Annotated in this window: 23 protein-coding genes; 11 read left to right on the plus strand and 12 right to left on the minus strand. The window is 34.1% G+C overall.

Features of this window, described 5'->3' with window-relative positions:
- The first annotated feature begins 178 nt into the window (after positions 1-178).
- From PQO01_RS02590 to PQO01_RS02605, 4 genes are all read left to right on the plus strand, one after another.
- Positions 179-691 carry an HAD family hydrolase gene (locus PQO01_RS02590; protein ID WP_274312482.1) on the plus strand — a complete coding sequence of 171 codons (513 nt, stop codon included), beginning with the start codon at positions 179-181 and terminating at the stop codon, positions 689-691.
- Positions 692-701: 10 nt separating this feature from the next.
- The gene (locus tag PQO01_RS02595) at positions 702-1154 is read left to right on the plus strand and encodes an Lrp/AsnC family transcriptional regulator (RefSeq protein ID WP_274312483.1); all 453 of its coding nucleotides are present in this window, start codon (positions 702-704) and stop codon (positions 1152-1154) included.
- 173 nt (positions 1155-1327) lie between these two features.
- Positions 1328-4309, plus strand: coding sequence for an aminomethyl-transferring glycine dehydrogenase subunit GcvPB (gcvPB, locus tag PQO01_RS02600; RefSeq protein ID WP_274312484.1), 2982 nt, complete (start codon positions 1328-1330; stop codon positions 4307-4309).
- 38 nt (positions 4310-4347) lie between these two features.
- Positions 4348-4863, plus strand: a complete 516-nt coding sequence (locus PQO01_RS02605; protein WP_274312485.1) for a hypothetical protein — start codon at positions 4348-4350, stop codon at positions 4861-4863.
- A 66-nt stretch (positions 4864-4929) separates the two neighbouring features.
- On the opposite strand, the gene apaG is transcribed toward PQO01_RS02605, so the two are convergent.
- Positions 4930-5364: a Co2+/Mg2+ efflux protein ApaG gene (gene apaG, locus PQO01_RS02610; protein WP_274312486.1), complete on the minus strand. Its 435-nt coding sequence runs from the start codon at positions 5362-5364 to the stop codon at positions 4930-4932.
- A gap of 488 nt (positions 5365-5852) precedes the next feature.
- Between apaG and asnS the strand changes: the two genes are divergently transcribed.
- Together asnS and PQO01_RS02620 are read left to right on the plus strand one after the other, a co-directional pair.
- Positions 5853-7232, plus strand: coding sequence for an asparagine--tRNA ligase (gene asnS, locus PQO01_RS02615; protein WP_274312487.1), 1380 nt, complete (start codon positions 5853-5855; stop codon positions 7230-7232).
- Positions 7233-7265: 33 nt separating this feature from the next.
- The gene (locus tag PQO01_RS02620) at positions 7266-8114 is read left to right on the plus strand and encodes a hypothetical protein (protein ID WP_274312488.1); all 849 of its coding nucleotides are present in this window, start codon (positions 7266-7268) and stop codon (positions 8112-8114) included.
- Positions 8115-8118: 4 nt separating this feature from the next.
- Here the strand turns inward: PQO01_RS02620 and PQO01_RS02625 are convergent, their stop codons facing one another.
- Both PQO01_RS02625 and PQO01_RS02630 read right to left on the minus strand, forming a co-directional pair.
- Positions 8119-9243 carry an ISL3 family transposase gene (locus PQO01_RS02625; RefSeq protein WP_274312489.1) on the minus strand — a complete coding sequence of 375 codons (1125 nt, stop codon included), beginning with the start codon at positions 9241-9243 and terminating at the stop codon, positions 8119-8121.
- Entirely contained in the window at positions 9192-9335 is a 144-nt protein-coding gene (locus PQO01_RS02630; protein ID WP_274312490.1) for a hypothetical protein, read from the minus strand. Before PQO01_RS02630 ends, PQO01_RS02625 begins: the two co-directional genes overlap by 52 nt.
- 226 nt (positions 9336-9561) lie before the next feature.
- Between PQO01_RS02630 and PQO01_RS02635 the strand changes: the two genes are divergently transcribed.
- The 3 genes from PQO01_RS02635 (at position 9562) to alaS (ending at position 14678) form a co-directional block, all read left to right on the plus strand.
- A complete protein-coding gene (locus PQO01_RS02635) occupies positions 9562-11151 on the plus strand; it encodes a hypothetical protein (RefSeq protein WP_274312491.1) in 1590 nt (529 codons plus the stop codon).
- Between the two features lies 1 nt (position 11152).
- Positions 11153-11872, plus strand: a complete 720-nt coding sequence (locus PQO01_RS02640) for a TatD family hydrolase (RefSeq protein ID WP_274312492.1) — start codon at positions 11153-11155, stop codon at positions 11870-11872.
- A gap of 106 nt (positions 11873-11978) precedes the next feature.
- Positions 11979-14678 carry an alanine--tRNA ligase gene (gene alaS / locus PQO01_RS02645; RefSeq protein ID WP_274312493.1) on the plus strand — a complete coding sequence of 900 codons (2700 nt, stop codon included), beginning with the start codon at positions 11979-11981 and terminating at the stop codon, positions 14676-14678.
- A 73-nt stretch (positions 14679-14751) separates the two neighbouring features.
- On the opposite strand, the gene PQO01_RS02650 is transcribed toward alaS, so the two are convergent.
- From PQO01_RS02650 to PQO01_RS02690, 9 genes are all read right to left on the minus strand, one after another.
- A complete protein-coding gene (locus PQO01_RS02650; RefSeq protein ID WP_274312494.1) occupies positions 14752-15258 on the minus strand; it encodes an Asp23/Gls24 family envelope stress response protein in 507 nt (168 codons plus the stop codon).
- A complete protein-coding gene (locus tag PQO01_RS02655; RefSeq protein WP_274312495.1) occupies positions 15259-15669 on the minus strand; it encodes an Asp23/Gls24 family envelope stress response protein in 411 nt (136 codons plus the stop codon).
- Positions 15670-15683: 14 nt separating this feature from the next.
- Entirely contained in the window at positions 15684-16127 is a 444-nt protein-coding gene (gene accB / locus PQO01_RS02660; protein ID WP_274312496.1) for an acetyl-CoA carboxylase biotin carboxyl carrier protein, read from the minus strand.
- 92 nt (positions 16128-16219) lie between these two features.
- A complete protein-coding gene (locus PQO01_RS02665) occupies positions 16220-16858 on the minus strand; it encodes an IspD/TarI family cytidylyltransferase (protein WP_274312497.1) in 639 nt (212 codons plus the stop codon).
- A complete protein-coding gene (locus PQO01_RS02670; protein ID WP_274312498.1) occupies positions 16858-18609 on the minus strand; it encodes a hypothetical protein in 1752 nt (583 codons plus the stop codon). The genes PQO01_RS02665 and PQO01_RS02670 overlap by 1 nt, the downstream gene beginning before the upstream one ends.
- On the minus strand, positions 18602-19963 hold the full coding sequence (locus PQO01_RS02675; protein WP_274312499.1) for a hypothetical protein: 1362 nt from the start codon (positions 19961-19963) through the stop codon (positions 18602-18604). Before PQO01_RS02675 ends, PQO01_RS02670 begins: the two co-directional genes overlap by 8 nt.
- Positions 19964-20066: 103 nt before the next feature.
- Complete coding sequence (locus PQO01_RS02680) at positions 20067-21164, minus strand: hypothetical protein (RefSeq protein ID WP_274312500.1); 1098 nt, start codon at positions 21162-21164, stop codon at positions 20067-20069.
- A complete protein-coding gene (locus PQO01_RS02685) occupies positions 21161-21487 on the minus strand; it encodes a hypothetical protein (protein ID WP_274312501.1) in 327 nt (108 codons plus the stop codon). The genes PQO01_RS02680 and PQO01_RS02685 overlap by 4 nt, the downstream gene beginning before the upstream one ends.
- Before the next feature lie 813 nt (positions 21488-22300).
- Positions 22301-23734 (minus strand): sigma 54-interacting transcriptional regulator, encoded by a 1434-nt coding sequence (locus PQO01_RS02690; RefSeq protein ID WP_274312502.1) that lies wholly within the window; start codon positions 23732-23734, stop codon positions 22301-22303.
- Between the two features lie 249 nt (positions 23735-23983).
- Here PQO01_RS02690 and PQO01_RS02695 point away from each other — a divergent pair, with 249 nt between their 5' ends.
- The gene (locus PQO01_RS02695; RefSeq protein ID WP_274312503.1) at positions 23984-25102 is read left to right on the plus strand and encodes a 4-phosphoerythronate dehydrogenase; all 1119 of its coding nucleotides are present in this window, start codon (positions 23984-23986) and stop codon (positions 25100-25102) included.
- Positions 25095-25565 (plus strand): DUF3568 family protein, encoded by a 471-nt coding sequence (locus tag PQO01_RS02700; RefSeq protein ID WP_274312504.1) that lies wholly within the window; start codon positions 25095-25097, stop codon positions 25563-25565. The genes PQO01_RS02695 and PQO01_RS02700 overlap by 8 nt, the downstream gene beginning before the upstream one ends.
- Positions 25566-25587 lie beyond the last annotated feature (22 nt).

Below are 25587 nucleotides of genomic sequence, written 5' to 3' on the forward strand. Positions count from 1 at the left end.
AATAATTTTTCATAAACTAATAATAATAAACATCTTACAAAATATAATACATTAATGTAATAATCGAAAATTAAAATAATACAAAACTGTTAACAGTAATAAAGTACTTATTTATCAAGACTTTGTGACAATACAAATAATAATAAAAACAGACTAATTTTAAATAAAGCTTAACATAATGAAAAATAATAAATTAAAATTGCGTTCATCAGCTGAAAGAGGAAATAAAAAAGTTATTTTCATTGAGCGTGACCTATTGATAAACTATGAGGGTCCAGCCTGTTTCAGATCTGTAGATTATCAGTTAAATGATAGCCATTTAGAAAGTTTTTTATCTTCTGAATATGCTAACTTAGATATCATTATCATTCATCACGCTAAAGAATTAGCCTTAGCTCAACAAACTTTGGATCAATTAAATTCTATTGACCACTCTCTGAAAGAATCCATAATTAACAAGTACCCCAATTTACTTGATCAACTCAATTGTATTCATCATCAAGATGCCGATGGTAACGAAGCTTTATGCGTAAGTTGCTCCTGTCACCCTAGTAAAGGTGGTTTATTTTTAGATGCCGCCGTAAAATATTCTTTAAGCTTGAGCCAATCTTATTATTTATATATAAAAGAAGAATTTGCGGAAGTCGCAAAACGCTACGGAATAAGTACTTTAAAGATAGAAAATATTTGAAGGATAAACCATGAGTAATTCAAAAGAAGTTATTGACCCTTTAGACTGGGAAATTATTGAGAAACTCCGCGAAGATGGACGCTCATCGAATTCCGCTATTGCTCGTGAACTCAATATTACAGAAGGTACTGTAAGGCACCGAGTTAAACGCCTCACCGAAAAAGGTATTTTAAAAATATCCGGCGCCGTTAAACCTGGTTATGTTGAAAAAGAACTACTTGCCGTTTTGGGCGTAAGTATTTCTGAATCAAGTAAACTTCGCACTGCTTTTGAAAAAATTACTAAACTCCCCGAAGTACGCACAACTTTTATTACTTCAGGTCGTTATGACTTCATGATTGTCGTGGCTGTTCGTGGTAACCGCGGGCTCATTAATTTCTTAACGACTTCTATTGCAGGTGTAAAAGAAATTGTTAATACAGAAAGTTTTATCGTTTTAAAAACCGATAATTACTGGATTTAAGAAACTGAGTATTCAATAATTTAGTTTCTTTAATATGTCTGTTTTTATTCTCTAAACACAAGTTATAAACGACTTAGCAAAAACATCTTAAATTTATTTTTTTTGACTCGAAAAAAGCTGTTTTCTGTATATGATTCTGTACAGTAAAATTATATATTAAACGAGATCAATTAATGAATTACGACCCTCAGGTAAACAAGCGCGAAGCGGCTAAGCATTATATCCCTGCAAGTGACGCAGATATCCAAGCCATGTTAGATCATTTAGGCTGTGAAACTTTTGAAGATTTATACTCCCACATTCCAAAAGATGTTCGTTTTGAATCAGACATAAACATCCCAAAATCAAAGACTAGTGATGACATTATTTCCGAAATGTCTGCTATCGCCAATAAAAATAATATTCGTACTTCATTCATTGGTGATGGTTTAAAAGCTTATAAAGTTATGGATGTAGCAGGACCAGTCTTAAACATTCGTAGTCTCACAACTTCATACACACCTTATCAGCCTGAACGCTCACAAGGTACTTTAATGACCCACTGGATTTATCAGAGTCTTTTATCACAACTCACTGGTTTCGAAGCTGTCAATGCTTCAATGTATGACCGTGCTACAGCTTTATTTGAAGCCATTAAATGCTCAATGAGAATTTTAACCAAGCGCAATAAAGTTTTGGTTTTTGATAGTATCTATCCTGGCGACCGCGAAGTTCTTAATACTCATGCAGAGCACACTGGTTTAGAAATTATTTGGGTAAAAGGAAATAATTTCTCTAAAAATGGAAGTATTGGCTTAGACGAATTAAAGGCCGCTGCTGCTGGAATTGAAGATGATATTGTTTCTGTAGCTTTCCCACAAATTAATAATGTTGGTACAGTTGCTAAAGTTGATGACATTACTGACTACGTTCACGAAATCGGCGCACTCGCCATTGCTGTTATTGATCCTCTTCTCATTGCCACAGGTGGATTAAAAGCTCCTTCTAAATATGGTCAAGAGGGTGCTGACATATTTGTAGCCGAAGGTCAACACTTAGCTATTGGTCCCAATTTTGGTGGACCTGGACTCGGTATTTTCGGTATTCGTTACAACGACAAATGCAAAAAGTTTATCCGAGCTACGGCAGGACGTTTTGTAGGTGATGCTAAAGATATTAATGGTCGCGACTGCAAGCTCATTATTCTATCTACTCGTGAACAACATATTAAACGCGAAAAAGCTAACTCAAATATTTGTTCAAACGAAGCTTATATTGCCACTGTTTGTGGTGCTACCATTTTAAATCGTGGTGATAAAGGTCTTCAAGAAAGTGTTGAAATCAGCCGTAATTTAGCTCTTAAATCAGCCGAAGTTTTAAGTTCATTCAAAGGTGTTGAATTAGCTTTCCCTGAAGCTGCATTCATGAACGAATTCACACTTAAACTCGATACAAGTGTTTCTAAACTGATTTCTTCTGCTTTGGAAAGTGATTTACAAATTGGTGTTAATGTTTCAGATAGAATTGAAAAAGATTCTGATAGTTATCTCATGCTTTGTTTCACTGATTTACATAGTGAAAATGACATCAGTAAATTAGAAGAGTTCTTCTCTAATCATTTTGAAAAGGCTGACAACAATTTCAAACCAGTTGCTTTACCAGCATGCCAACTCAGAGAAGGAGAAGCGGGAATTGCTCATTATTCAGCTCAAGAAATCGAAGATTACTACAAGGAACTCGGTACACAAAATGTGAGTCCAGATAATGCTATTTATCCTCTTGGTTCTTGCACAATGAAGTACAATCCTTACCTAAATGATTACGTTGCGGCTTTCGATGGTTTTGCTAATGCTCACCCGCAAGCCCCAGAGAGTGATGTTCAGGGTTGTTTAGAAGTTATTTACGAAACTCAAGAATATTTTAAAGCCATTACTGGTTTACCCGGAGTAACAACTCAGCCACTTGCGGGTGCTCAAGGCGAACTTGTCGGAGTAAAACTTTTCCAAGCCTATCACCAAGATCGCGCTGAGAAGCGCGATATAATTCTCATTCCAAAAACGGCCCACGGAACTAACCCTGCGACTGCAGCTGTTGCTGGTCTAGTTACTAAAAAGTTTAATGGCATAGTTGAAATTGAATCAACTGAAGATGGCGAAATGGATTTCGACCGCCTTAAAGAATGTGTTGATGAATATGGCGAAAGAATTTTAGGTGTTATGGTTACTAATCCTAATACATCGGGAATCTTTGAAACCAAATTTGCCGCCATGTCAGAGCTCATTCACTCAGTTGGTGGTCTCGTTTATATGGATGGGGCTAATATGAATGCTATTGCCGCTTGGATTGACCTTGGCAAAATGGGTGTTGATGCCGTTCACAATAATACTCACAAAACTTGGTCCATTCCTCATGGTGGTGGTGGCCCTGGCGATGCTTTTGTAGCCGTTAGCGATAAATTAATCCCCTTCCTTCCTGGCATTCAGGCCGTAAAGAAAGCTGATGGACAATTTGAAATTGCTCACGCTCCTAAGTCTATTGGTTCTTTCCACCGTCACGAAGGTAACTTTGGTCATAAAGTTCGTTGCTTAACATATTTAAAAGCTCTTGGGCACGATGGTGTTAAACGCATGGCAGCTGTAGCTGTTTTATCTGCTCGCTACCTCTTTAGCCGCTTAGAAAATAAATTTTGCGTTCTCCCTACGGGCAATAAACGCGACAAAGTGATGCACGAGTTTATTCTAACTTTACCTCAATCTACTTTCGATAAAATTGTCGAAGCAGGTATTCCAAAAGCTCTAGTTATCTCACGCGTTGGTAAACTTTTCTTAGACTTTGGTTTCCACGCACCTACAGTTGCTTGGCCAGAGATGTATGGCCTTATGATTGAACCTACTGAATCATATACTAAAGACGAGCTCGATCGTTTTGCTGACGCAGTATTGGCCTTATTTGATCTAATTGATGAAAACCCCAGAGTTCTTTTAACAGCGCCACATTTTACGCCTATTGATCGTGTAGATGACTTAACTGCTAATAAAAGACCTGTGATGGCTGAAACTATTTCAGAACTACCAGAAGTTCTTCCTAACCGCTTTAATTTAGATAAAATTTGGGCCATGGATATACCAACGGTAAAAGAGACTATTTTAAAAGCACATGAAGATGCAAGAATTTAGAAACTAAACTATTAGTTATTATTAAAAAAGGCTCCTATATGGGGCCTTTTTTGTGTATGATATTATTGATTTTATTAAGTTTAGAAAGTTTATTAAAATATAAAATAAAAATGAGAGGAAAAATGAATCGTAAAAATTTTATATTTCTAAGTTTATTAGCTTTACCTCAAACAAGTATTTTGGCGGATCAAAATATTAAAAAGAAAATTAAACAAAAGATTAAGCAGAAGACGACAAAAAAAACTCCTGCTAATAAAAACAACAATAATAAGCATAAAAATCATAATAAGAACAAAAATAATCAGCACAATAAAAAAGACCAAAAACGAGATCTCAATCTTATAGGTAAGATAACTACCCATGAAGATAATGGCACAGTTAACTACCGACTTGTATCAAATAAAACTTATACAATATCACGAAGTCTAGAAGATAAAGTTGAAAATTTTTTAAATAAAAAAGTAAATCTATCTGCAACAGTTTACGATGATAGCATTGTTGAAATAAAACTTATTAAGGTCGTTCAAGAAAAAAATAAGTCTGAAAATAAGTAATAAGCTTTAGACTTCATAAAATAAGTAGTAAGTAAGCCTATTTGTATTCAAATAACTTATTAAAACTTACTCATGGGGAATCGGAGCAGTTAAATAGAAACGGCTTATTTCAGCCTGTATTAAGTCGCCATCCTCACGCTCTAGAATATAAAAACCTTCCATTGTTCCAAAGGGAGTGTCTAGTATTGAAAAGCTCGTGTATTTGTAGGACTCACCAGGAGCAATAAAAGGCATTTCACCTACAACACCTTCGCCGCGAATAATTTTTTCTTCACCATCAGAATTAATCACTTTCCACATTCTAGAACGCAGTGTCACACCTACTGCAGATTCATTTATAATTGTGATTTCATATGAAAATAAAAATCGTTTTTCTTTTTCAGATGAATGATAAGGCTGATACACAGGATCAGCTATTATTTTGATACCTTCTGTAATGTTTTCTGATGAGACCTTATTCACGATATTTTCCTTTGTTAAGCATGTATCAATATATGCCATAATAAATACTTTCTAAAAAGAAATCACTACTTATCTAAAAATAATAATAAGAAAGTTTATCTCTCCAAAATATGTCTTAAGTCTAATATATAAAAGTATTATGTTTATTTAATATTTAGTATATATAGGGTCTGTTTATAGTGTTGATAAGATTTTATCTTATTATAATTACAATACTTTATAAAATTTTTTGCTTGTTGATTAAGTTGTTAGTTACTGTTGTTTATTTCTGTTAGTAAGTCGCTTTCTTATTTCTCGACAAAGTTATCAATAGAGTTCTTAACATTATGAACAGCTATTATGGACAAGTTCTAAACAAGTACCTGTTAATAACTTTTTTGAGACTTATGAGCATTTATGCTCTTTAATTTATCTGTTAAGTTGAGCTTTTCCTCATGATTTATATACCATCTGATTTAGCTATATAAAAAGACTGCTGTAATTTTTGCTTAATATAATAATTTATTTTGATAAAAATTGGATAAAAAATGCTTTTAATTAAAGAATTAGATAAAAGTAAAATCGGTGAATCAATAAGTTTAGCTGGTTGGTTGAGAACTAAACGAGATTCTAAAGGTGGTTTTTCTTTTTTAGAAATTAACGATGGTTCATCCTTTAAAGGAATTCAGATAGTAGCAGATCAAAGTTTAAGTAATTATGAGGATATAAAATCTTTACATACGGGTGCGTCATTAAAGGTCACCGGAAAGCTCGTTGAATCACAAGGTAAAGAACAAGCTTTTGAACTTCAGGCTGATTCAGTGCTCATTTATGGCAATACGGATCAAACTTACCTCCTTCAAAAAGGCAGAATTAATTTCGAAACATTGAGAGAGTCAGCTCATTTGCGTTGTCGTACCAATAGTTTTGGTGCAGTGATGCGAGTTCGTAATCAATTGAGTAAAGCAACTCACGATTTTTTCCAGAGTCGTCATTTCTTAAATTTACATACACCTATTATAACTGCATCTGATTGTGAAGGTGCTGGACAAATGTTCCAGGTAACAAGTTTAGACCTAGAAAACTTACCAAAAACAGATTTAAATAAAGTTGATTACAAAAAAGATTTCTTTGCCAAGAAGACTCATTTAACTGTAAGTGGTCAGCTCAATGGTGAAACTTATGCCTGCGGTATGGGCAGAATTTATACTTTTGGCCCAACTTTTAGAGCTGAAAATTCCAATACCTCACGTCACCTAAGTGAGTTTTGGATGGTAGAACCCGAAGCCGCTTTTTTTGAATTAGAAGAAAATGCGGACCTCGCAAGAGATTACCTTAAGTATTGTTTTAAAAGTATTTTAGATACTTGTGAAGGTGACTTAGAGTTCTTTGATAAACGAATAGAGAAAGGCATTATTAGTAAATTAGAAACTTTATCCGAAGCTGAATTCACCAGAATTACTTATACAGAAGCTATAAAAATTCTAGAAAAATCCGGCGCTAAATTTGAGTTCCCTGTTTATTGGGGAGTTGACCTTCAGAGTGAGCACGAACGTTATATAACTGAGCAAGTTTTTAAACAACCAGTTATTGTTACTGATTATCCAAAAGATATAAAGGCTTTCTATATGAAGCTTAACGATGACGAAAAAACGGTGCGAGCAATGGATGTTCTTTGTCCACATATAGGAGAAATTATCGGCGGAAGTCAAAGAGAAGAAAATTTAGATTTACTCTTAGCTAGAATGAATGAATTAGACATTAATCCAGAGGATTATTCTTGGTACCTCGATTTACGTCGCTATGGATCTGTTCCTCATTCAGGTTTTGGTTTAGGATTCGAAAGGTTAGTTCAGTTCTGCACTGGAATGAGCAATATTCGTGACGTAATTCCCTTTCCTCGTACACCAAAAAATGCCAAATTTTAATGATATCAAAGAAAGTAAATTAAGGTAAACTATTTGAAAAATAATTTTATAGAAATGAAAGCTTGGATGAAAAAATACCCGCTCCAAGCGATTCTTTTTCTTTTAGCTTTTTTAGCTTATCCATTAGTTTTGATATCCCCTCAGGGAGTGACTTTATTCCGCGAAGTATTTATGTTTCGTCTGCCTATGGAATTACTCATGTCAGGGCTCAGTTTATGCTGGATCATAAAAAACAGTGATAAACTAAAATTAAATAAGTTTTCATCCTATTTAATTATGGCTTTTGTGGGATCTGCCTTACTTAGCTTTTTACTCAATAAGTCACATGCTGCCGATTTACTCATTAGTTTAAATTTTATTTCAGTCATGATTTGTGTGGCGGCAAGTTTTAGCAATGAAAAGTATCGACCTGGAGCGTTGTTTTTCACCTCCCTCTTCTTTTCTATTATCTTGTTGATTAACCTAATTCATTATTTTGCTTTCAACTCTGTTGTTGGAATAGCAGGAAATAGAAATTGGTTCTCGGCTATTTTATGTACTTGTCTCCCCTTCTTTCTTCATTTTTCTCTAACTTATATAAAAGATAAAAAATTAAAGTTTGGCTTAATACTTGTCGTCGCTCTACTGACCCTAAAAGCCCTTTTAGTGGCTTCGTCTAGAGCGAGTTTTTTGGCTTTAATTCTATTAATACTTTTCTTTATAATAAGAAAACTAAATGGGAAAACAAAATTAATCATTTTATTAGCTTTGTTCTCTGTACCTTTATTAGTGCCAAAATTATTTCCTGCAAAATATGAGAAGTTTCTACTTAATGATATTAGGAAAGAATTGTGGACGAGCAATGTACATTTAATAAAAAAGCCTCTTCGCACTTATCTGTAAAAGTTCACAAAATCTGCCGAGTTTTTAGATTAGGCAAATCAAATATTTTGAGTATGAGATATTCTTCATCTCGGTAACCATATGCCTGCCTTGTTAACCAGCCGATTTTATTATTAAATCCTTCCATAATGGCCGACGTTATTTTTGTTTTCCAAAAAGCTAAAATCCCCGTGGCATGCTTGCGGATTGTTTTTGCCATAGAAATTAGTTCAGGAACTTCACTGCAGTCAGCTTTTTCACACCAATATTGCAATGCATTTTCAACGAAAACCAAATCTTTGATACGATAAATCCTTCTCAACGCTTCTTTTAAAGCGTATGTAATACCCAGCTCTGAAAACAAGCTGCAACATTGTTTTATTTCAGCTTGAGCGGTTTCTTCAAGGTCTTCATTATTTCTGTTAAACTTCCATCTCAGGCCTTTGATTTCACCCCTGTCTTCATCTTCCAGTTCTCTGGAAATTCTTCTTCGAACTTTATTCAGCCTCTCATTCATAAGTTTGATGACATGAAAGTGATCATAAACAATTATAGAATGAGGTAAATTAGCCTTAATCCATGCTGTAAAAGATGGAGCTAGATCCACAGCGACAAACTCAATGTTCGCTTTACTGGATTTTAGTTTTTTCATAAAACCATCTAGGCACTCCCCCTTTTTTCCTTTGCCTACAAATAACGTAGCCCCACTTTTTAGATCTCGGACAATTGTCAAATAGCCTTTGTCGCCAATTCGTTTTCCCATATGGATTTCATCGATACCAATAGAACTGATATGTTTCAACGGGACTTTACTGTATTTCTTACTCAGATATGTTTTTTCAACCGCTTTAACTGTATGCCAATTTAGCTTGAAATATTTAGCTAAACTTTGAATACACATGTGCGCTCGTAGCTCTATGATATGCCTTTCTAATACTTTTGTGATTCTACTTTTAGAACTTGAAATGAACGAAAGCTTCTCCATTAAATATGAATCACAATCATGACAACGGACTCTATGCATTTGTACACAAAACAAAGTCTTTTTTGTGCCCACGGGTAATGATTTTATAAAACGAATACCTGTGGCAGTTGCGGTCACATCGGCACTGTTGCATTTGGAACAGTTAAAGGTCTTTTTTTTCGACATATATGAATAATCAGTTCATTGCCTTTGTATTCAAAGCGCTTGTGCTCGTATCCAATAATTCCGTGTGTATGTTGATGTAGACTGCTTGACATGTTTTCTCCTTTTTGTAGTAATTAAAGAGAGATGTGCAAGCAGTTTTTTGTATTTGAAACCTTTGGTTTCTGCCCGCTGGCGAAGCATTACGCCAGTAAAGCAACTGAAGATCAAATCTTTATCCGTATAAATAACGAGCTTGCGAGTGGCTTTATGCCGGAGCAAAGGTTTGAACGAAGGCGGTAGTTTTACAGATTTCTACGAAGAACCATAAAAAATAACTTATTGGGTGTAGGTCAGGGAAATTTTAAAAAGTCATTTCCGAATTACGCTCAAGAAGGCTATAAAAAGCATTTAATAAACTCTGATGAAACAACGCATCCACATAATCAATTTATGTTTATTACTATTGAAAATGGTATAATCTCTTGCTTATCACTTATTATTATTTGCTTACTATTATTAAATAAATCTAAGCTAGCTGATAGAGATGAATGGCCTTTTTTAGCTGCTTTTTTCATTCTTTTGATTCAAGGTTTTTTCGATAAAGTTTTAGAAATGCCACCAATGTCAATGACCCTTGGTTTATGTGCGGCTTATCTATGGAGAAATGAACTCAGTTTTAAAGTCTGTGATGGCTGTCCCAACAGGAAAAAATATTTAAGTTATGCATCAGCAATATTTGCTCTGCTTATATCCTTACTTTTTATTCGAGATACCCTAGCTCATTTAAAGTATAGAGAAGGCTTCATCATTTTTAAGAACCTTAAAAAAGAAAAATATGATGAGGGCCGTGCTTTATTAGAATCTGCTGTGAAGTATAAAGCGAGAGGTTTAGATTATAAATACACTCTGATGCGTGCTTATGGGCAATCTTTAAATTTACCCGAAGAAGCTTTAAAAGAAGCCTTAGAAATCAGTGAAATATCTCCGAGTTATAAGAGAATTAATCGTCACTTAGCTAATTTCTACACAGCCAAAGGTGACTTAAATAAAGTGGAGTTTTACAGAGAAAAGGATCTCTTTGATTTTCCTTGGGATATCAATACAATTATAGAGCTAATAAATAGTAAAGTTCGCCTGGGTAAAGTTCAAGAAATAGAGGCTTTAGTCAATGAATTAGATGAAGTTACCGAAGATAGATTTTTAGCTTATGCAAAATATTATTTTAGTGATTTAAATGAATTTAGGGATAAATGGCAAAAACAAGAGACTTACAAAAAATGGTATTTGTTAACAAAAGAACGACTTAGGGCTTTACAATTTAATGAAAGTGAGGACAAGTTTTTTAACTTATCCAATAAATACCCAGAACTTAAATCTTATTATACTTATGGTTTTAATAAATTGGATGCTGAATTCTGGTTAGAAATGCAGCAAATAAATAAAGTCTTTGCTCATAAAAATGTGGATCAAATTTTTGAGGATTTTAAAACCAAGTACTCAATAAATAATGAGCTTAAATACACTTCTCCAAAAATTTCATTAAAGCAGAAGCAATTATCTTCAGTCTCATATTACTCACTTATAGCTGTAGCCCTCAGACAAAAGGGCATTTTAAGCTCTTTGATGATGAAAGCTGATATGTGTGTTGGGCTAGTTTATATAAATGATCAGCAAACAAAGGTTTTTGATACTTCGATAAGATCTTTAAATGAAGAAGATAAAAAATTAGATCTGTATAGTTTTTATTATCCTCAGAATTGCTCTTTAAGAAATTATCTGTTATCAACAATTTTAAATAGTGATGGTCAATTTTATGAATTATCGCCCTGGCCTATTGTAGATATAATCAACTTTAATAAGGCTAGTGGTCTACGAGTAAAGTCAGTCATTCCCCATCCCTTTGCAGAAATGAATGAAAAACTAAAATAAGATGTTTTGGAAAAAACATCATTATTTATTGAGTGATGCTCATTGTCATTTATTGGATTTTGAGGAATTACCTGAAGTTGAGTTTCCTACTTTTTGTGTGACGACTCGGCCAGAGCAGTTTTGCGAGGCTCGCAAATTAGCTGAAAATAATCCTTTAATAAAAGCAGGCTTGGGTTTATTTCCCCTTTATATAAAGGATGAAAAAGCTGATTTATTGGCTTTTGAAAAGGAACTTAAAAATACCCGCTTCATTGGTGAAGTGGGCTTGGATTTTACTGTTGAAGAAAATTTGCAAAACTCGCAAATACGTGTCTTTCAAAAAATCCTCGATTTGACTGAAGAAAAAGACCATTGTGTTTTAAGTCTTCATTCTCGACGTTCAGCTGAAAAAGTCATGGAAATGATAAAAGGTAGAGAAGCTACTTTTATCCTGCATTGGTACTCGGGGCCTTTAGAATTATTAGATGATTTGAGTGAAAATATCTTTTTATCCCTAAATCCAGCGATGATAAAATCGCGTACGGGAAAGAAGATTTTGAGGAGCATTAGCTTAGAAAATATTCTCTTAGAATCAGATGCACCTTATGTAAAAATGAAAAATGGTGAATACGGCTCTTTTTTGACTTCTCGTGTGGTGGATTCACTAGCTTTAATTCGAGGTGTTTCTGCATTAGAAATCTTGCAAAAAATTAACGAAAATTACCATAAGGTTTTTGATTAATTTTCTTATATTTCAAAAAAGCTAAGGTTTTTTTGTGCTTAACTAACAAGTTTGAGCTTGTGTGCTAAATTACGCGCGAATTTTTTATAAGCTTAAGGAAACTAATATGTTGAGTTCAAAAGAGATTAGACAGAGTTATTTTGATTTTTTTAAATCAAAAGATCACACTTTGGTATCTTCGGCCAGTTTAATGCCAGATAGCCCCAACCTACTTTTTACTAATGCAGGAATGAATCAGTTTGTTCCCATTTTCTTGGGAGAAAAAAAGTGTCCCTATACTCCAGGTAGAGCCACAGATACACAAAAATGTATCCGTGCAGGTGGTAAGCACAATGACTTGGAAGATGTGGGAATGGATACTTATCACCACACTTTCTTCGAAATGTTGGGTAACTGGTCCTTTAATGACTACTTCAAAAATGAAGCTATTGAATACGCTTGGGAATACTTAACAAATATCTGTAAGATCCCAAAAGAACGTTTATATGCAACCGTTTATCAACCCGATAAATCTATTGGTGATCCCTCAGAATTTGACCAAGAAGCTTATGATATATGGGCTAAAATATTTAAGTCTGAGGGCTTAGACCCAGCTATTCATATTGTTAATGGCGACAAAAAAGACAATTTTTGGATGATGGGTGAAACTGGTCCCTGCGGTCCTTGTACTGAACTTCACATCGATTTGACTCCTGCGGGAGATACTAAAGGTTCTTTAGTAAATATGGATACAGATAAATGTATCGAAATTTGGAACCTCGTTTTCATTCAAATGAATGCCAATCCAGATGGGACTTTCTCAGATCTACCGACCAAGAATGTCGACACGGGAATGGGCTTCGAACGTTTAGCTTCTATCATTTTAAATACCAAAAATTTTACTGATTTCAACGGTATTATATCAAATTATGAAACGGATATTTTTACTCCTATTTTCGATAAATTAACTGAGATTTCTGGAAAAAAATACACTTCTACTCTACCAGAGAAAAATGAGCTAGGTGATTTTGTTGCAGCTAATGATCAAGAAATGGTGGATATAGCTTTCCGTGTAATAGCGGATCACATTCGCACACTTTCTTTCTCAATTGCGGATGGTATCCAACCAGGTAATGGTGATCGCAATTATGTATTGCGTCGTATTCTTCGTCGTGCAGTTCGTTATGGTAGAACTATTGGTTTAGAAAAGCCTTTCTTCTATGAATTAGTCGATACTTTAGCAGATCAAATGGGTGAAGTATTCCCTGAATTGGCCAAAGGTCGTCAACATGTTAAAACAGTAATTAAGAGTGAAGAAGAAGCTTTTAATAGAACTCTTGATCGCGGTATCAACCTTTTTGAAAGTGAAATATCAAAACTCAAAAAAGGTAATTCTATTTCAGGTGCTTTTGCTTTCCGTTTAGCTGATGAACAGGGTTTTCCTCTCGACTTAACTGAACTTATGGCTCGTGAACAGGGCTTTAAAGTTGATGTGGCTGGTTTTGAAAAACTGATGAATGAACAACGCGAACGTGCTCGTGCAGCTCAAAAGAAAGAAATAATTTCTCTTTCTGAAATCAAGACAACTGAGCCTACTGAGTTCATTGGTTATGATGAAGAAAACTCAAACGAAGCTCAAGTTAAAGAAGTCATCAAAATGAAAAATGGTTTAGCTGTTATTTTTGATTCTTCAGTTTGTTATCCAGAAATGGGTGGTCAAGTGGGTGATAGCGGAACAATCACTGCTGGCGGTAAACTTTACCAAATTAAAGATACGCAAAAAAATGGCGATGCAACACTTCATTACTTAGTAGGTGATGAAGCTCCTGAAGAAGGAGAAAAAGTTATTGTATCCTATGATATTGAGCGCCGTAATAAAATTAGAAAAAATCATACAGCAACTCACTTATTACACAAAGCTTTACAAGATCTATTAGGTGAGCACGTGGAACAGAAAGGTTCTTTAGTGGCTGCTGATTATTTGCGTTTTGACTTCTCTCATCATCAAGGTTTAAAAGCTGATGAAATAGAAAAATTAGAACTTTTAATCAATGAAAAAGTGATTAAAAACTCAGCAGTTGAAACTCATTTAAAGAATATTGATGATGCTAAAGCAATGGGAGCTATGGCACTCTTTGGAGAAAAATACGACGATGATGTACGAGTCGTTAAGATTGATGACTTCTCTTTAGAACTCTGTGGTGGAACTCACGTTAAGCGTACAGGTGATATTGGATTGTTTAAGATAACTTCAGAGGGTTCAGTTTCTGCCGGTATTCGCCGTATAGAAGCTATTACTGGAATGGATGCGGTTAAATACGCCCTAAATTCTAATAATTTACTTCAGAACTTAGCTGGGGACCTAAAGTGTAAAGTCGATTCGATTCCTGAGAGAGTCACAAAGCTTTCTAGCAATGCTAAAAGCCTTCAAAAAGAATTAGATGAGGCTAAATCTAAATTAGTTGCTTTAGAGGCAGATTCCCTATTAGAAAAGGCTGAGGATATAAATGGTATCAAAGTTCTTATGCTCAAAGTGGATAATGACGCAGCAACATTAAAAGACATGACTCATAGCCTTCGCAAGAAAATAGGTTCAGGTATAGTTGTTTTTGCATCTGCCGCAAATGGCAAGGTTGTCTTAACTAGTGGCGTATCTGATGATTTAACCAAGCTAGGGTTTAAAGCTGGGGAAATTGTCAGTGTGGCTGCCAAGCAAGTCGGTGGTGGAGGCGGTGGTGCCCCTACTTTTGCTCAGGCAGGTGGACGTATGCCAGAAGCTATTCCATCAGCTTTTAAAGCCGTTAAAGAGCTTATTGAAAGTAAATAATATTTACTTATAGAGCCAAAGAAAAAGCCGAGTTATTTAACTCGGCTTTTTTGTAGACTTGTGAAATGAATGACTAAGCTAACTCTTCAGCTTTATCATCGATCTTATCTATAAGTTTTTGATTTTGTTTTTCCAAAGTTTTTTCTTTGGTTTTAAAATCTTTTACGATGATGTCTACTTTTTCTAAGTTATCTATTCCCAATCTCTCTGAGACTTGTTGGAAAACAATATCATGAATCATTTTAACTGTCTCGGTTACATTGGCTCCAGGAGGAACGGATATGTAAACGGTAAGAAAGTGATTAGCTTTTTTACTATAAATAAAAACTTTTTGAACTTGAGCCTGAACTCGTCCAGAAAGAACTTTATTTATGAAGTCAGATATAGCTGTTTGATGAATGAGTACATCGCCCCTTTCACCCTTGATATAAACCCCTTTGGGTTTTCTAGATTTTTTCAAAAAGGAAAGGAATCTAACAAAAATAACAAAGAGGATTCCAACGAGAGTACCTAAATAAAATTTAATTGAGGGGTCGTTGGAATTAGCTATATCAGATAAGTGTTTGAGCAGATCTTGCAATTAAGCTTCTTCCTCAGCTGATTCTTCTACAATATCTTCAACTTTGACAATATTGTGAATGCGAACATTTACAGAGCTTACTGTTTGGCCCGTCATCTCTTTGATAGAAGTAGTTACTTTTTTCTGGATGTTCTCAACAACTTTTGGAATGAAAACACCATACTTAATAACTAAATTGATCGTAACAGTGATATCAGAGCTTTCTTCATCAATGTCTATGTGAATGGGGCTATCGCTCGTTTTTTTACCAATAAGGTTAGCAAGTCCACCGACAATGCCTGAATTAGCAAATTGAACAACTTCTTCGATTTCTAATACAGTGCTACTAACAATAGAGCTGTAAACATCTTCAGAAATGTGAATACCATTTACAACAGAATTATTTATATTTACATCATTTGATTCAGACATAAGAACTCCTTTACTTAACTTGGTTTAATTTTGATGATTGCTTGACCGTACTCTACCGGAGTTCCATTATCAACTAAAATTTCTACAACAGTACCATTTACTTCAGATTTAATTTCGTTCATTACCTTCATAGCTTCAACAATACAAAGAGTTGAATCCACAGTAACTTCGTCACCAACCTTGATGTATGGTGCTGAGTCTGGAGAAGCAGAAGCATAAAAAGTTCCAACTAATTCAGAAGTAACAATTTCTAAGCCTTCATCAGAACTAACCACAGGAGCGGATGCTGCAGGGGAAGCCGCAGGAGCAGAGGCTACAGGAGCTGCAATGGCTTGTACAGGAGCTGCAACAGCGCCTTTAAGAGTAATGCTAAAGGCATCACTTTCAGTATAATCGATTTCAGAAAGTTTGTATTTCTCTAAAATTTCTGCGAGTTTTTCGATATTTTCAAAGTTCAAAATAGGTCTCCCTTTTTAATAAATTTTCAGTTTAAAAACGGGTCTAATCTAATATGAAAATAAGTATTAATCAATCTAGGTGAATGTATTAATTAATCTAAATCTGAACTATAGGTTATTTTCTTGTTATTCCCTTCGTGTACATGCATGTAATAGCTCTTGTTTACATACTCCATAGCATGAGCATCATCAGTGACAGATAAGTCATTGTCAATAACATAATTTATAGCTTCTTTTAAGTCATTACAATAGAATATTTGTGGCGTTTCAGCAGCGGTTAACGTGTCTCGTTTTAAAGTCTTAATTCCTTGCTCACCTTTTATTTTGATGGTGTCACTAACTTTTTTACAAAGAATAGCACCGCCATGTTTAAAAGCGGATTCAAAAGTTTCTTTAATTAGATTGGAACTTATATAGGGTCTAGCTGCATCGTGTACGGCAACTAAAGCATTGCTAGGACACTGACTTAAACCATTTAAAACAGAGTGATAGCGCTCTTGACCACCTTTGGCTATTTTAACTTTATCGAATTGATTTTCTTTGAGTAAATCTAAAAATGTACTTTCCTCACTTTCAGATAAAACGACGACAATGTTTTCTTGATTGACGACTTGTGAGAATTTTTCTAAAGAATGTAAAAAGACTTCTTTACCATCGAGTTTAACCAAAAGTTTGTTAGCTCCGAAGCGAGATCCCGAACCTCCACATAATAAAACAACAGCTTTTTCCATTAGGGTTTAATTCCATATATGTTGCTTATGCTCTCGCAAAAAGAAGGATAATCTTTACTAAAGCAATAACGATACACATCGTATAATAAGCGGCGATCATAATAATTTTTTGGATCTAACTTGCTAGAAAATATTTTGTCTTCAATAAAATCAATCATGCTTTTTTCATCATTCTTTTCTCTCAAGCAGTTAAAAATTTTATACCTTAGTGAGGCCGCATAAATTTTATTTTTGGGCAAGTTTTTATAAATACTCAATGCTTGGTCTAAGTACTCATCTTTATTTTCCAGGCCATAAAGTAAAAAGAGAAAGTCAGCACATTTCCCAGCAATAAAGGGGTTGGGACTATTGGGGTCGAGTAAGTTTGCGGATTCCGCAAATTTAGCACTTTGACTTAGGTAAACGGAGCGTAAAAAGAGGTGTTGTTGATAAAGGTACTCATCTTCGGGAAATTCACTTTGCGTGTATTGGTAGTTATTATTGCGAAAGTTTAAAATACCTTCGAGTGCTAGGAGGTTTTTATTTTCCTTATCGCCATCTTCTAGTTTTATTTTATTTCCTTCATTAAAATCATGATATAAAACGTAGCGATGCGAAGAGCTGCTAGGATTTGATTTCCATATATCTAAAGCTTTTTGTTTATCATGCTTATAGATTAACCTTCCATAATTATTGACGACTTCGGGATCTTTTTTATCGACGTAAAAATCAAGCTTTTGAATATTTTCGTAGAGTTCTAAGTTTGTATATTGCAGGTAGTTTATGTAAGCAAGTAGAATCTTTCTTTCACTCAATAATTGATCTCGGTAAGAAAAGATTAAACTAAAACTATCTTTCTTTTGCAGACATGAAACAAACATATAATAAAGGTATTCCTCCTTATTATAATCTTTGTAGAGTTGTAGAAATAGCTCAGGATTTCTTTCTATGCTCGCTTTTATAAAACAAAAATTTTCTTTATTACTCGAGTTTAATGCTATGAGTTGATTTAAATCATTTTGACTTATTTTACCAGATTGACTCAAAGAAATTAACTTTTCAAAAGAATCGGTATTTGTAAAAGATTTATACATTTTTTTAGAATAAAGTTCGTATTTATCCTCTCTAAAATAATCGCCATTTACCATTTTTCTGATGTCTAAAATTTTACAGTTATGGACAATGAAATCTTTAATATCATCGGCAATCATTTCTTTGTGGCTCTTTAATATTTTATAAGCTTCGAGTAAAGACATCCATTGATAATGATTATTGGCACTTCGCAAATCTTGGAAGTTCTTGATTATGTGAGAATTTATTTTTATGATGTCTTTTTCTTGGACTAAAAAATAGAGTTGATAAAAAGGACTTTCTATAGAGTCAAAATCATCGAGATTGAGGAGTCGACTTAAATCGCTCTTTGGCGAGCTCTTTTTACCTTTTTTAACGTTGATATAATCAATTAATTCTTGGTTCTTTAAAGTATCATCTAAATGATCAAATTTACTAAGAGCCAAATGACAATAGTTCTTTAAGTAATTTACATAATCATCTTCAATTCGTGTAAGCTGAATAATTTCTAAGGATTTTTCATATTTATTCTGACGAATTAAAGTTTTGAGGTAAGATCTAAAATGTTCAATCTTTCCATCTTTTTCCCAATACTTCTTATAGAGTACTTCTGCTTCAGCATAGTTTTTATCATTGTAGGCATAATCACTTGTCCAAGCCTGTGCCGTGAATAACAAAATTATTGAGATAAATTTATTCAAAACCTAAAGCATCCATTTTTTCTTTAACAGAATTTTGCTGATTCTCATTCAAGCCATCAAATATAGTTTTATAAATGAAAAAACATTCTACATAGGCTATTGGATCTTTTTCCCCAATGCGGTCATAAGCTTCATAAAAATCACTAAGATTAAGTTCTTTGCTTTTTAAGCTCTCCACAAAGGCTTTGTGTGATAAGCTTTCATCAATGATTAAGTTTTGCTCTTGTAGGCGCTGTGAGAGTCTTTTATAGGGGCTCTGAACTTGATCTACATTTATGTCGAGCATTATTTTAATTTTATCTTGGAGCAGTTTAATATCTTCGTTTTTAGAAAATTTTTCTTCATCTGCATTTATTAATAGATAGGCTTTTCTAATTTCATTTATCAAAATAAACTGAATAGCTTTGTAGTAAATAAAACTCTCTTTAAAATTTTCATCACTTTCTGTCTCAGGCAAAATCTCATCAAAACTTTTGCTGTGATCATAAACAAGTTTTATGATCATATACCGCAAGTTATTTATCTTCTCTGGTTCTACTTTTTCTGCGAACTTCGCAAAGCTAGTTTGATCAATTTCACTGGCTTTCAAATTGATGATTTTTTGCACTAAATAAAAGCTTTTTTCTTGACTCAAAATTAGATCAATTTCTGCTAACATGGAAAAGTAATGTTCCTCTTTTTCATATAGGTCCAGAAGCATATATGAATACTCAATTTCGTACTCTAATTCATTGCGTTTTTCGAGCAACTTTATCTTTTCAGAAATACTCATTTTTACACCACTAGCAATGATCAAATCCATGAGCAATTTCTTGCCTTTTTCGGAGGCCTGATTAATCATTCTTTTTAAATAAATAATATTGCCTTTTTCGTAGTTATATTTAATGAATAATTTCTTTTGATTTTCACTACTTTTAAGCTTTAAAATGAATGGGTCCATATAGCTTTTATAATTGTGGAATGCTTGATAAATAAAATAATCATAGACGAATTGATTATTAATTTTATCCTTTAATAAATCCGTCATTACCTCCTCATTTGACAGGTTAAGAGAGAGCTCTTTTAATATTTTTAAATCCTCGTCAACATAGTACTGCTTGTCGAAATCTTTTTTGTTTTTTAAAAGATTCATAAACTGATAAAAATCTAAAATATCAATAAGTTTATTTTTTCGTAAATCTTTAATTTGTTCAATAATCGCTGATTTATCTTTTTGATAAATGTAAGCCCATATGACTTTTTCTTTTAGGACATCGCTCTTGGAACTCTGTAACTCAATGTCACTAAGCGTATAGATTTTTGCATAGCTACTAAAGCTAAGACAAATGATTATAATGAGACTTTTTAAATTCATTTTACCAAGATAATTTTTTTTACTAGTACATCATAAAAAAAGGACTTAAACCTCATTGGTTTAAGTCCTCTCATTTTTCTTGCGTTTAATGAATTTTTTGAGACTAAATTTTCCCTAATCTTTTTAGGATATTTTTGATCTCGCTGGCTTCAGTTCCCTCTTCTCTGGCAACTTCTTCAGCTTTAGTTTCCATGTTAACTGCTACCCTTTCCATCTTAGTATTTTGGTCTATAGATTTTTTGATTTTTTCACGTGTTGTTTCTTCAGCCACGCGGTTGTAATCATCTACCAATTCGGCAGGTTTTCTAGAGTATAAAAGCGACACAGTAATATGTGGTCTTTCCAAATTGGGGTTTCTTACGACGCTATAAATAGGCGTCACTTTTTGTGCATCAAAATGATCCAAAATATTGTAAAATACGGTGTGGTCATAATTTTCCGGTACTTCTAGTAGAAAGAGCGCTTCAATGGGAACATCGGGACGCAACATTAGTTCATTATAATTTTCTTCTAATTGCTCATCAAAATAACGATCAGGATTATAGTCGAAATCTGTAAAGTAGTTAAAGAATGATTTAGCCTTATAAGCTTCAAAATCTTCCCTATCAATGTGACCTTCTAACAATTCGTATTTATCACCTTTTTCAGGGATACTATCCAAAGTACTTAAGCTATTGCATATGAGTTCGTTGAAAGCTTTTTCAGCCATTCTACCTTCATACTTGCACTTATTACTAAAGAGGAATGTGTTACCAGTATTGGTACTATCAACGCCTTTCCACAATGGACCCTGGAGGAATTCTATAGTGTTGTTCACGTACTCACTAGGCTCTTTCTTGGCGTAAGGCAATATAATAATGAACTGGGTTCTATTTATATCACTCACTTTTTCAAGTGATGATATATAACTCAAAACTTGTGAAGTAATACCATTACCTGTACCACCACCAGAAGAAGTAATTATCGCATTACCTTTGATAATGTCTAAGAGTTGACCACGCACACTATTAAATGCGGTCTTACCTATGTTTGGATCCTTTTTAGAACCAACGAGCTGACCTTTTTCGTTGTTTGTGTACGCCAAAATGCTATTAGCTAGGCCTAGCTTGTGCATTTCGACTTCTGATACATTTATTACTGTCGCTTCTTTACTTAAGCCAGATGCAAGTTTGCCGCCGGCTCCACCGATTCCTATTATCATTTCACTGTCTCCAGGTAGTTGGATTTTAAAATATCAAATTTTTCACCTAATCGCATGAGAGCCTTGGCTCCATGTTCAGTTAAATATAAACTCTTGCGATTTCGTTGTTCTCTAAGTTCAATGAACTGTAGGTACTTTAAGGTCTCTACATACGACACAGCACTTTGCTTCGTTCTGGTCACACCCGATAACTTAAGGTCATCAAACACATTAGTTATATTATAACCAGCTCGTTTATCCTCCGCTACCATAGTCCAATAAAGAACCAGGAAGTGTTGGTAATCAAGACCTTCTATCTGCTGTCTGTAGAGTTCATCATTCATAATAGTCTTTAATTTAATGATCCTTATTAATAATTCAATTAAGTACTGTGATATAATATATTTAAGTATAGTGAAGTTTAATATAGTGTGGTGTAGTTAACTTTAGTGTAGTTTGTTTATATATTGTATATAACTAATTTTATTTAAGTGGTTTATGTTTATGTGTTGTTACTTGTTTGTTTAGTTGGTAGTTTTCTATTGTTTTGATTGTTTTGATTGTTTATAGTGTAGTGTACTATAAATAATTATCTTCTATTAATGTAATTTCTTTATTGTTAATTATTTATGTTTTTTAATCATGGTTTATGTTGTGTTGTATATATATAGTATAGTATACTACTATGGAAATATAAACATAAAGACTAGTGAAAAAACGAGGCTCAGAAAGGGGCCAAAAAGGCGATTTAAACCAATCCGTTGACAAGTTCTTTAAAAACAGAAGAAATAACATTCTAGGGCCTCTAAAAGGCGTTCTAGAGCAAGATCGATAAATGGTCACAAAGACGATCTTGGCTACTGGGAAAAGCGAAGTTTTCTATGCCATGATTCAGCTAGTTGTGCGAAGCAAAACTAAAAAACAATAAATTGTATAAATACGACAATTCCAGAATTAAGCAAAAACCGAAAAGATGCCTTGTCACAAGAAATCATTTTGATGAAATTGACTAAAGTGGAATACATCAAATTCAGGGCTAAAAAAGCGTCCTGGATAAACAGGCTGAAGAAAATTTCTAAGGTGAGTTTATAAAATTCAGGAACTCAGAAGAGAGAACTTAGAAATAAAAAATAGTGAGATTAGGAAAAGCAAAAGAATCAAGATTTAAAATCGCTTGCTTTTAAGCTAAATTTTCTCATTTTTCCCTGAAGCGTACTGGGGTGTAAACCAAGTAAGTTAGCTGCTCCATCATCACCGTAAACCTTGCCTTTACACTTGCGCAATGCCTTGATGATTTGTTGCTGAACAGACTGGTCTAAATTAGCTGGTGGGCGCCCTACTTTACTGAGTTTATCATTATCATCAAAACTTGGAATTTTTAGCGTTCTTCCACGACTAGAGATTAAAGCATTTGTTAGAAATTCGCGGATTTCGCTAAAGTCATTCGACCAAGTTTGCTGCATGATATGTTGAGTAAAATTAGGTGTGATTTCAAGAATGGGAACACCGATGTTGTTAGCGATTTCAGCAACGAGTTCACGGAGTAACCAGAGCCAATCATCACGTCTTTCATTGAAGTTTGGAAATGACAAATAGGAGTTTTGAAATGAGCTCTGAAGTTTGCTATCAAATTGAGTGCCATGTGACGAAATAATAATATTTTTTGCTTCGGTATTTAGGCGAATTTTATTGTCGACCTTTGATAAAATTTCCTTGCACGCATCACTTGCTAAAGACTCGATATTTTTGAGGTATAAACTACCGCCATTAAGCTTGTACCACAGGCCTGAATTTTCGTCTCCAAAGAGCTCAGAAAAATGCAGTTCTTCAGGGATATTAGAACAGTCAAATACTTCAAAGCGTTTGCTCGCAGATCCCGACCTAGCATGGATGTGACGAGCACAAAGTTCACGACCACTTCCAGGTGTTCCATCAATCCAAAACTCAGATAATCTAGGCGCTAAAACAGAGAGCTGAGTCCATAGCTCTTTCATGACAGAACTTTCGCGAATAAAGGGTTTTGCACCACGGAAAGAATTTTCGTTTTGACGGTCGCGTAATTCGCTCCAGGCACGTCGAGAAGCACTAGCAGTTTTGTCGAGTTTTTTGGCAAAAGAAAGTGTGCTAGAAGCTAGTGGACAAAGTTGAGAAAATAGCGTTTCCCAATAGGCTGCTTCAGTCTTTTCTGCGAGGTATAAATTGAGAAAGCCATTAACTCCTAAACGATCAAATAATGGCAGTACAATGACTTGTTCCGCGCCCATTAAAAAGGCTTTTCTAACTTCGATCATTTCATCATTTTCTTCACTAAAATCTTCGATGACAAAGGCCGTTTCATCTTCAATTAATTCACTAGCTAAAGAGTTGTCTAAGCGTCTATCAAAAAGGCTTGTGCTACCCTCCCCTTCTAGTTTTTGGTAGCAATAAACTTCGAAGTTTTGAGTCTTTCTAAAGCCCCAACTGAGCTCCATTAGAGGCATTGATAAGAGTCTATTTAAGGCTTCACCAACACTTAAAGCAAAGGCTTCTGGACGACTGTTGAACTGCAAGTTCTGCAGTATTTCCATGGGGATTATTTGGTTCTTTCTCATTTTTAAAACCTTTAATTTTAATTATTATATTACTTATATTAAGTGAAAAATACTTAAATACAAGTGTTTTTGTATTTAGTTACATATAATTGTAAACTCAAAATTAGACTTATATAGATAAATATAGTTTATTTTAATTATTTTTTTAATTATAATTAAAATTAAGTGTTTTTAAAAAATCTTTGTGATATAAACCTTTATCTTGAGTAAGTAAGAAAAAGCCCTAAGTTTTGAAAAAGAATTAATGAGATGAAAATGAAAATAGTAGCCGATGACAGAATCCCTTATTTACAGGGAGCTTTAGAAAAATTTGCCGAAGTTAAATATATTGCAGGAGCCAAAATCTCTGCCGAAGACATGCGTGATGCGGATGTACTTATCACCAGAACGAGGACGAAAGTCAACAGAGAACTTTTAGAAGGTTCACAAGTAAAACTCGTAGTAACTGCGACAATAGGACACGATCATATAGACAAAGATTATCTTAAAGAAAAGGGCATAATTTGGAAAAATTGTCCAGGTTGTAACTCTGGTTCAGTTGCCACTTTTATCGCTTCTTTATTAGCGACTATGATGAGTGATTATCAGTTTGAACCCAAGGGAAAAACATTCGGATTAATTGGCTGCGGAAACGTGGGAAAAAGAGTTAAAAGAGTTGCGGAAGCCATGGGCATGAAAGTCTTGGTAAATGATCCGCCTAGAGAAAGAGAAGAGGGCAGTGAACAATTTTGTGATTTATCAGATCTACTCGAACAATCCGATATAATTTCAATTCACGTTCCTTTTTATAAAGAGGGTGAATTTAAAACCTTAGAACTCATGGATGATGAGAACTTATCAAAAATGAAAAAAGATGCTTGGATAGTGAACTCATCGAGAGGTGGAATTATACTTGAGAAAGACCTTAAAAAATATCTCGATCAAGGAAAAATTAATGCTGTTTTAGATGTATGGGATGAGGAACCAAAGATAGATTTAGAACTCATGAAAATGTGTAAAGTAGTAAGCTCTCATATAGCGGGTTATTCGGTGGATGGAAAGGCAAACGGAACCTCTATGTCAGTGCGCCATATTGCAGAATTTTTTGATTTAGATTTAAAGACTTGGCAAGCAACCAATTTGCCGTTAGAAAACAAAAAAATACAAGTAAAGAGTGGGCGCGATGGCTTAATTGAAGCGCTTAAAGAAGCCTACGATATTAAAGAAGATGATGAAAAACTGCGTTTTACACCAGAGAATTTTGAAATGAATCGAGGTCAATATGAAGCCCATAGGGACTTGGCGAATTATGAATTTGTAGGTGATGAAATCAACTGTAAAATGATAAAAGCAATGATGCCAGAAGCGGTGATAAAAAGAAATGTTTAAAAGACTCAACTTATATATATTAATGATTTGTTTAGCTAGTCTGAGCCAATCTTGTTTAGTTATTACAGCAGGTGCAGCAGGGGGATCATATGCGTGGTTCAACGGTCGAGTAGAGGAAAAACTGTATCATGATAAAGAACATGCTTATGATATAGCAAAGGCCTATCTCGGTACAGAAGGCGCAGAAATCACAAGTGATGATCAGGCTAATTATAGATTGGAGGGGAAGCTTCAAAAAGAGAAGGATGGCAAAATAAATACCTACAAAATGAGTTTTATTTTTAAGGATTATGAAGCTTATAAACCTAAAGATTTATCGACAATGACGAAGTATCAAAAGGAAAAAATGGAGAAGGAAAAAGGCCTTAAAACTCTATTAATTTTTCAATATACTGATGGTATTAAACCACAATTGGATGAATCAAAGGCTCAATTAAATGCCTATTTAAACTTGCTTAATTAGTACGAAAAGAATAAAATAGTAA

Origin of the sequence: Lentisphaera marina (assembly GCF_028745505.1) — a bacterium.
Lineage (GTDB): Bacteria > Verrucomicrobiota > Lentisphaeria > Lentisphaerales > Lentisphaeraceae > Lentisphaera > Lentisphaera marina.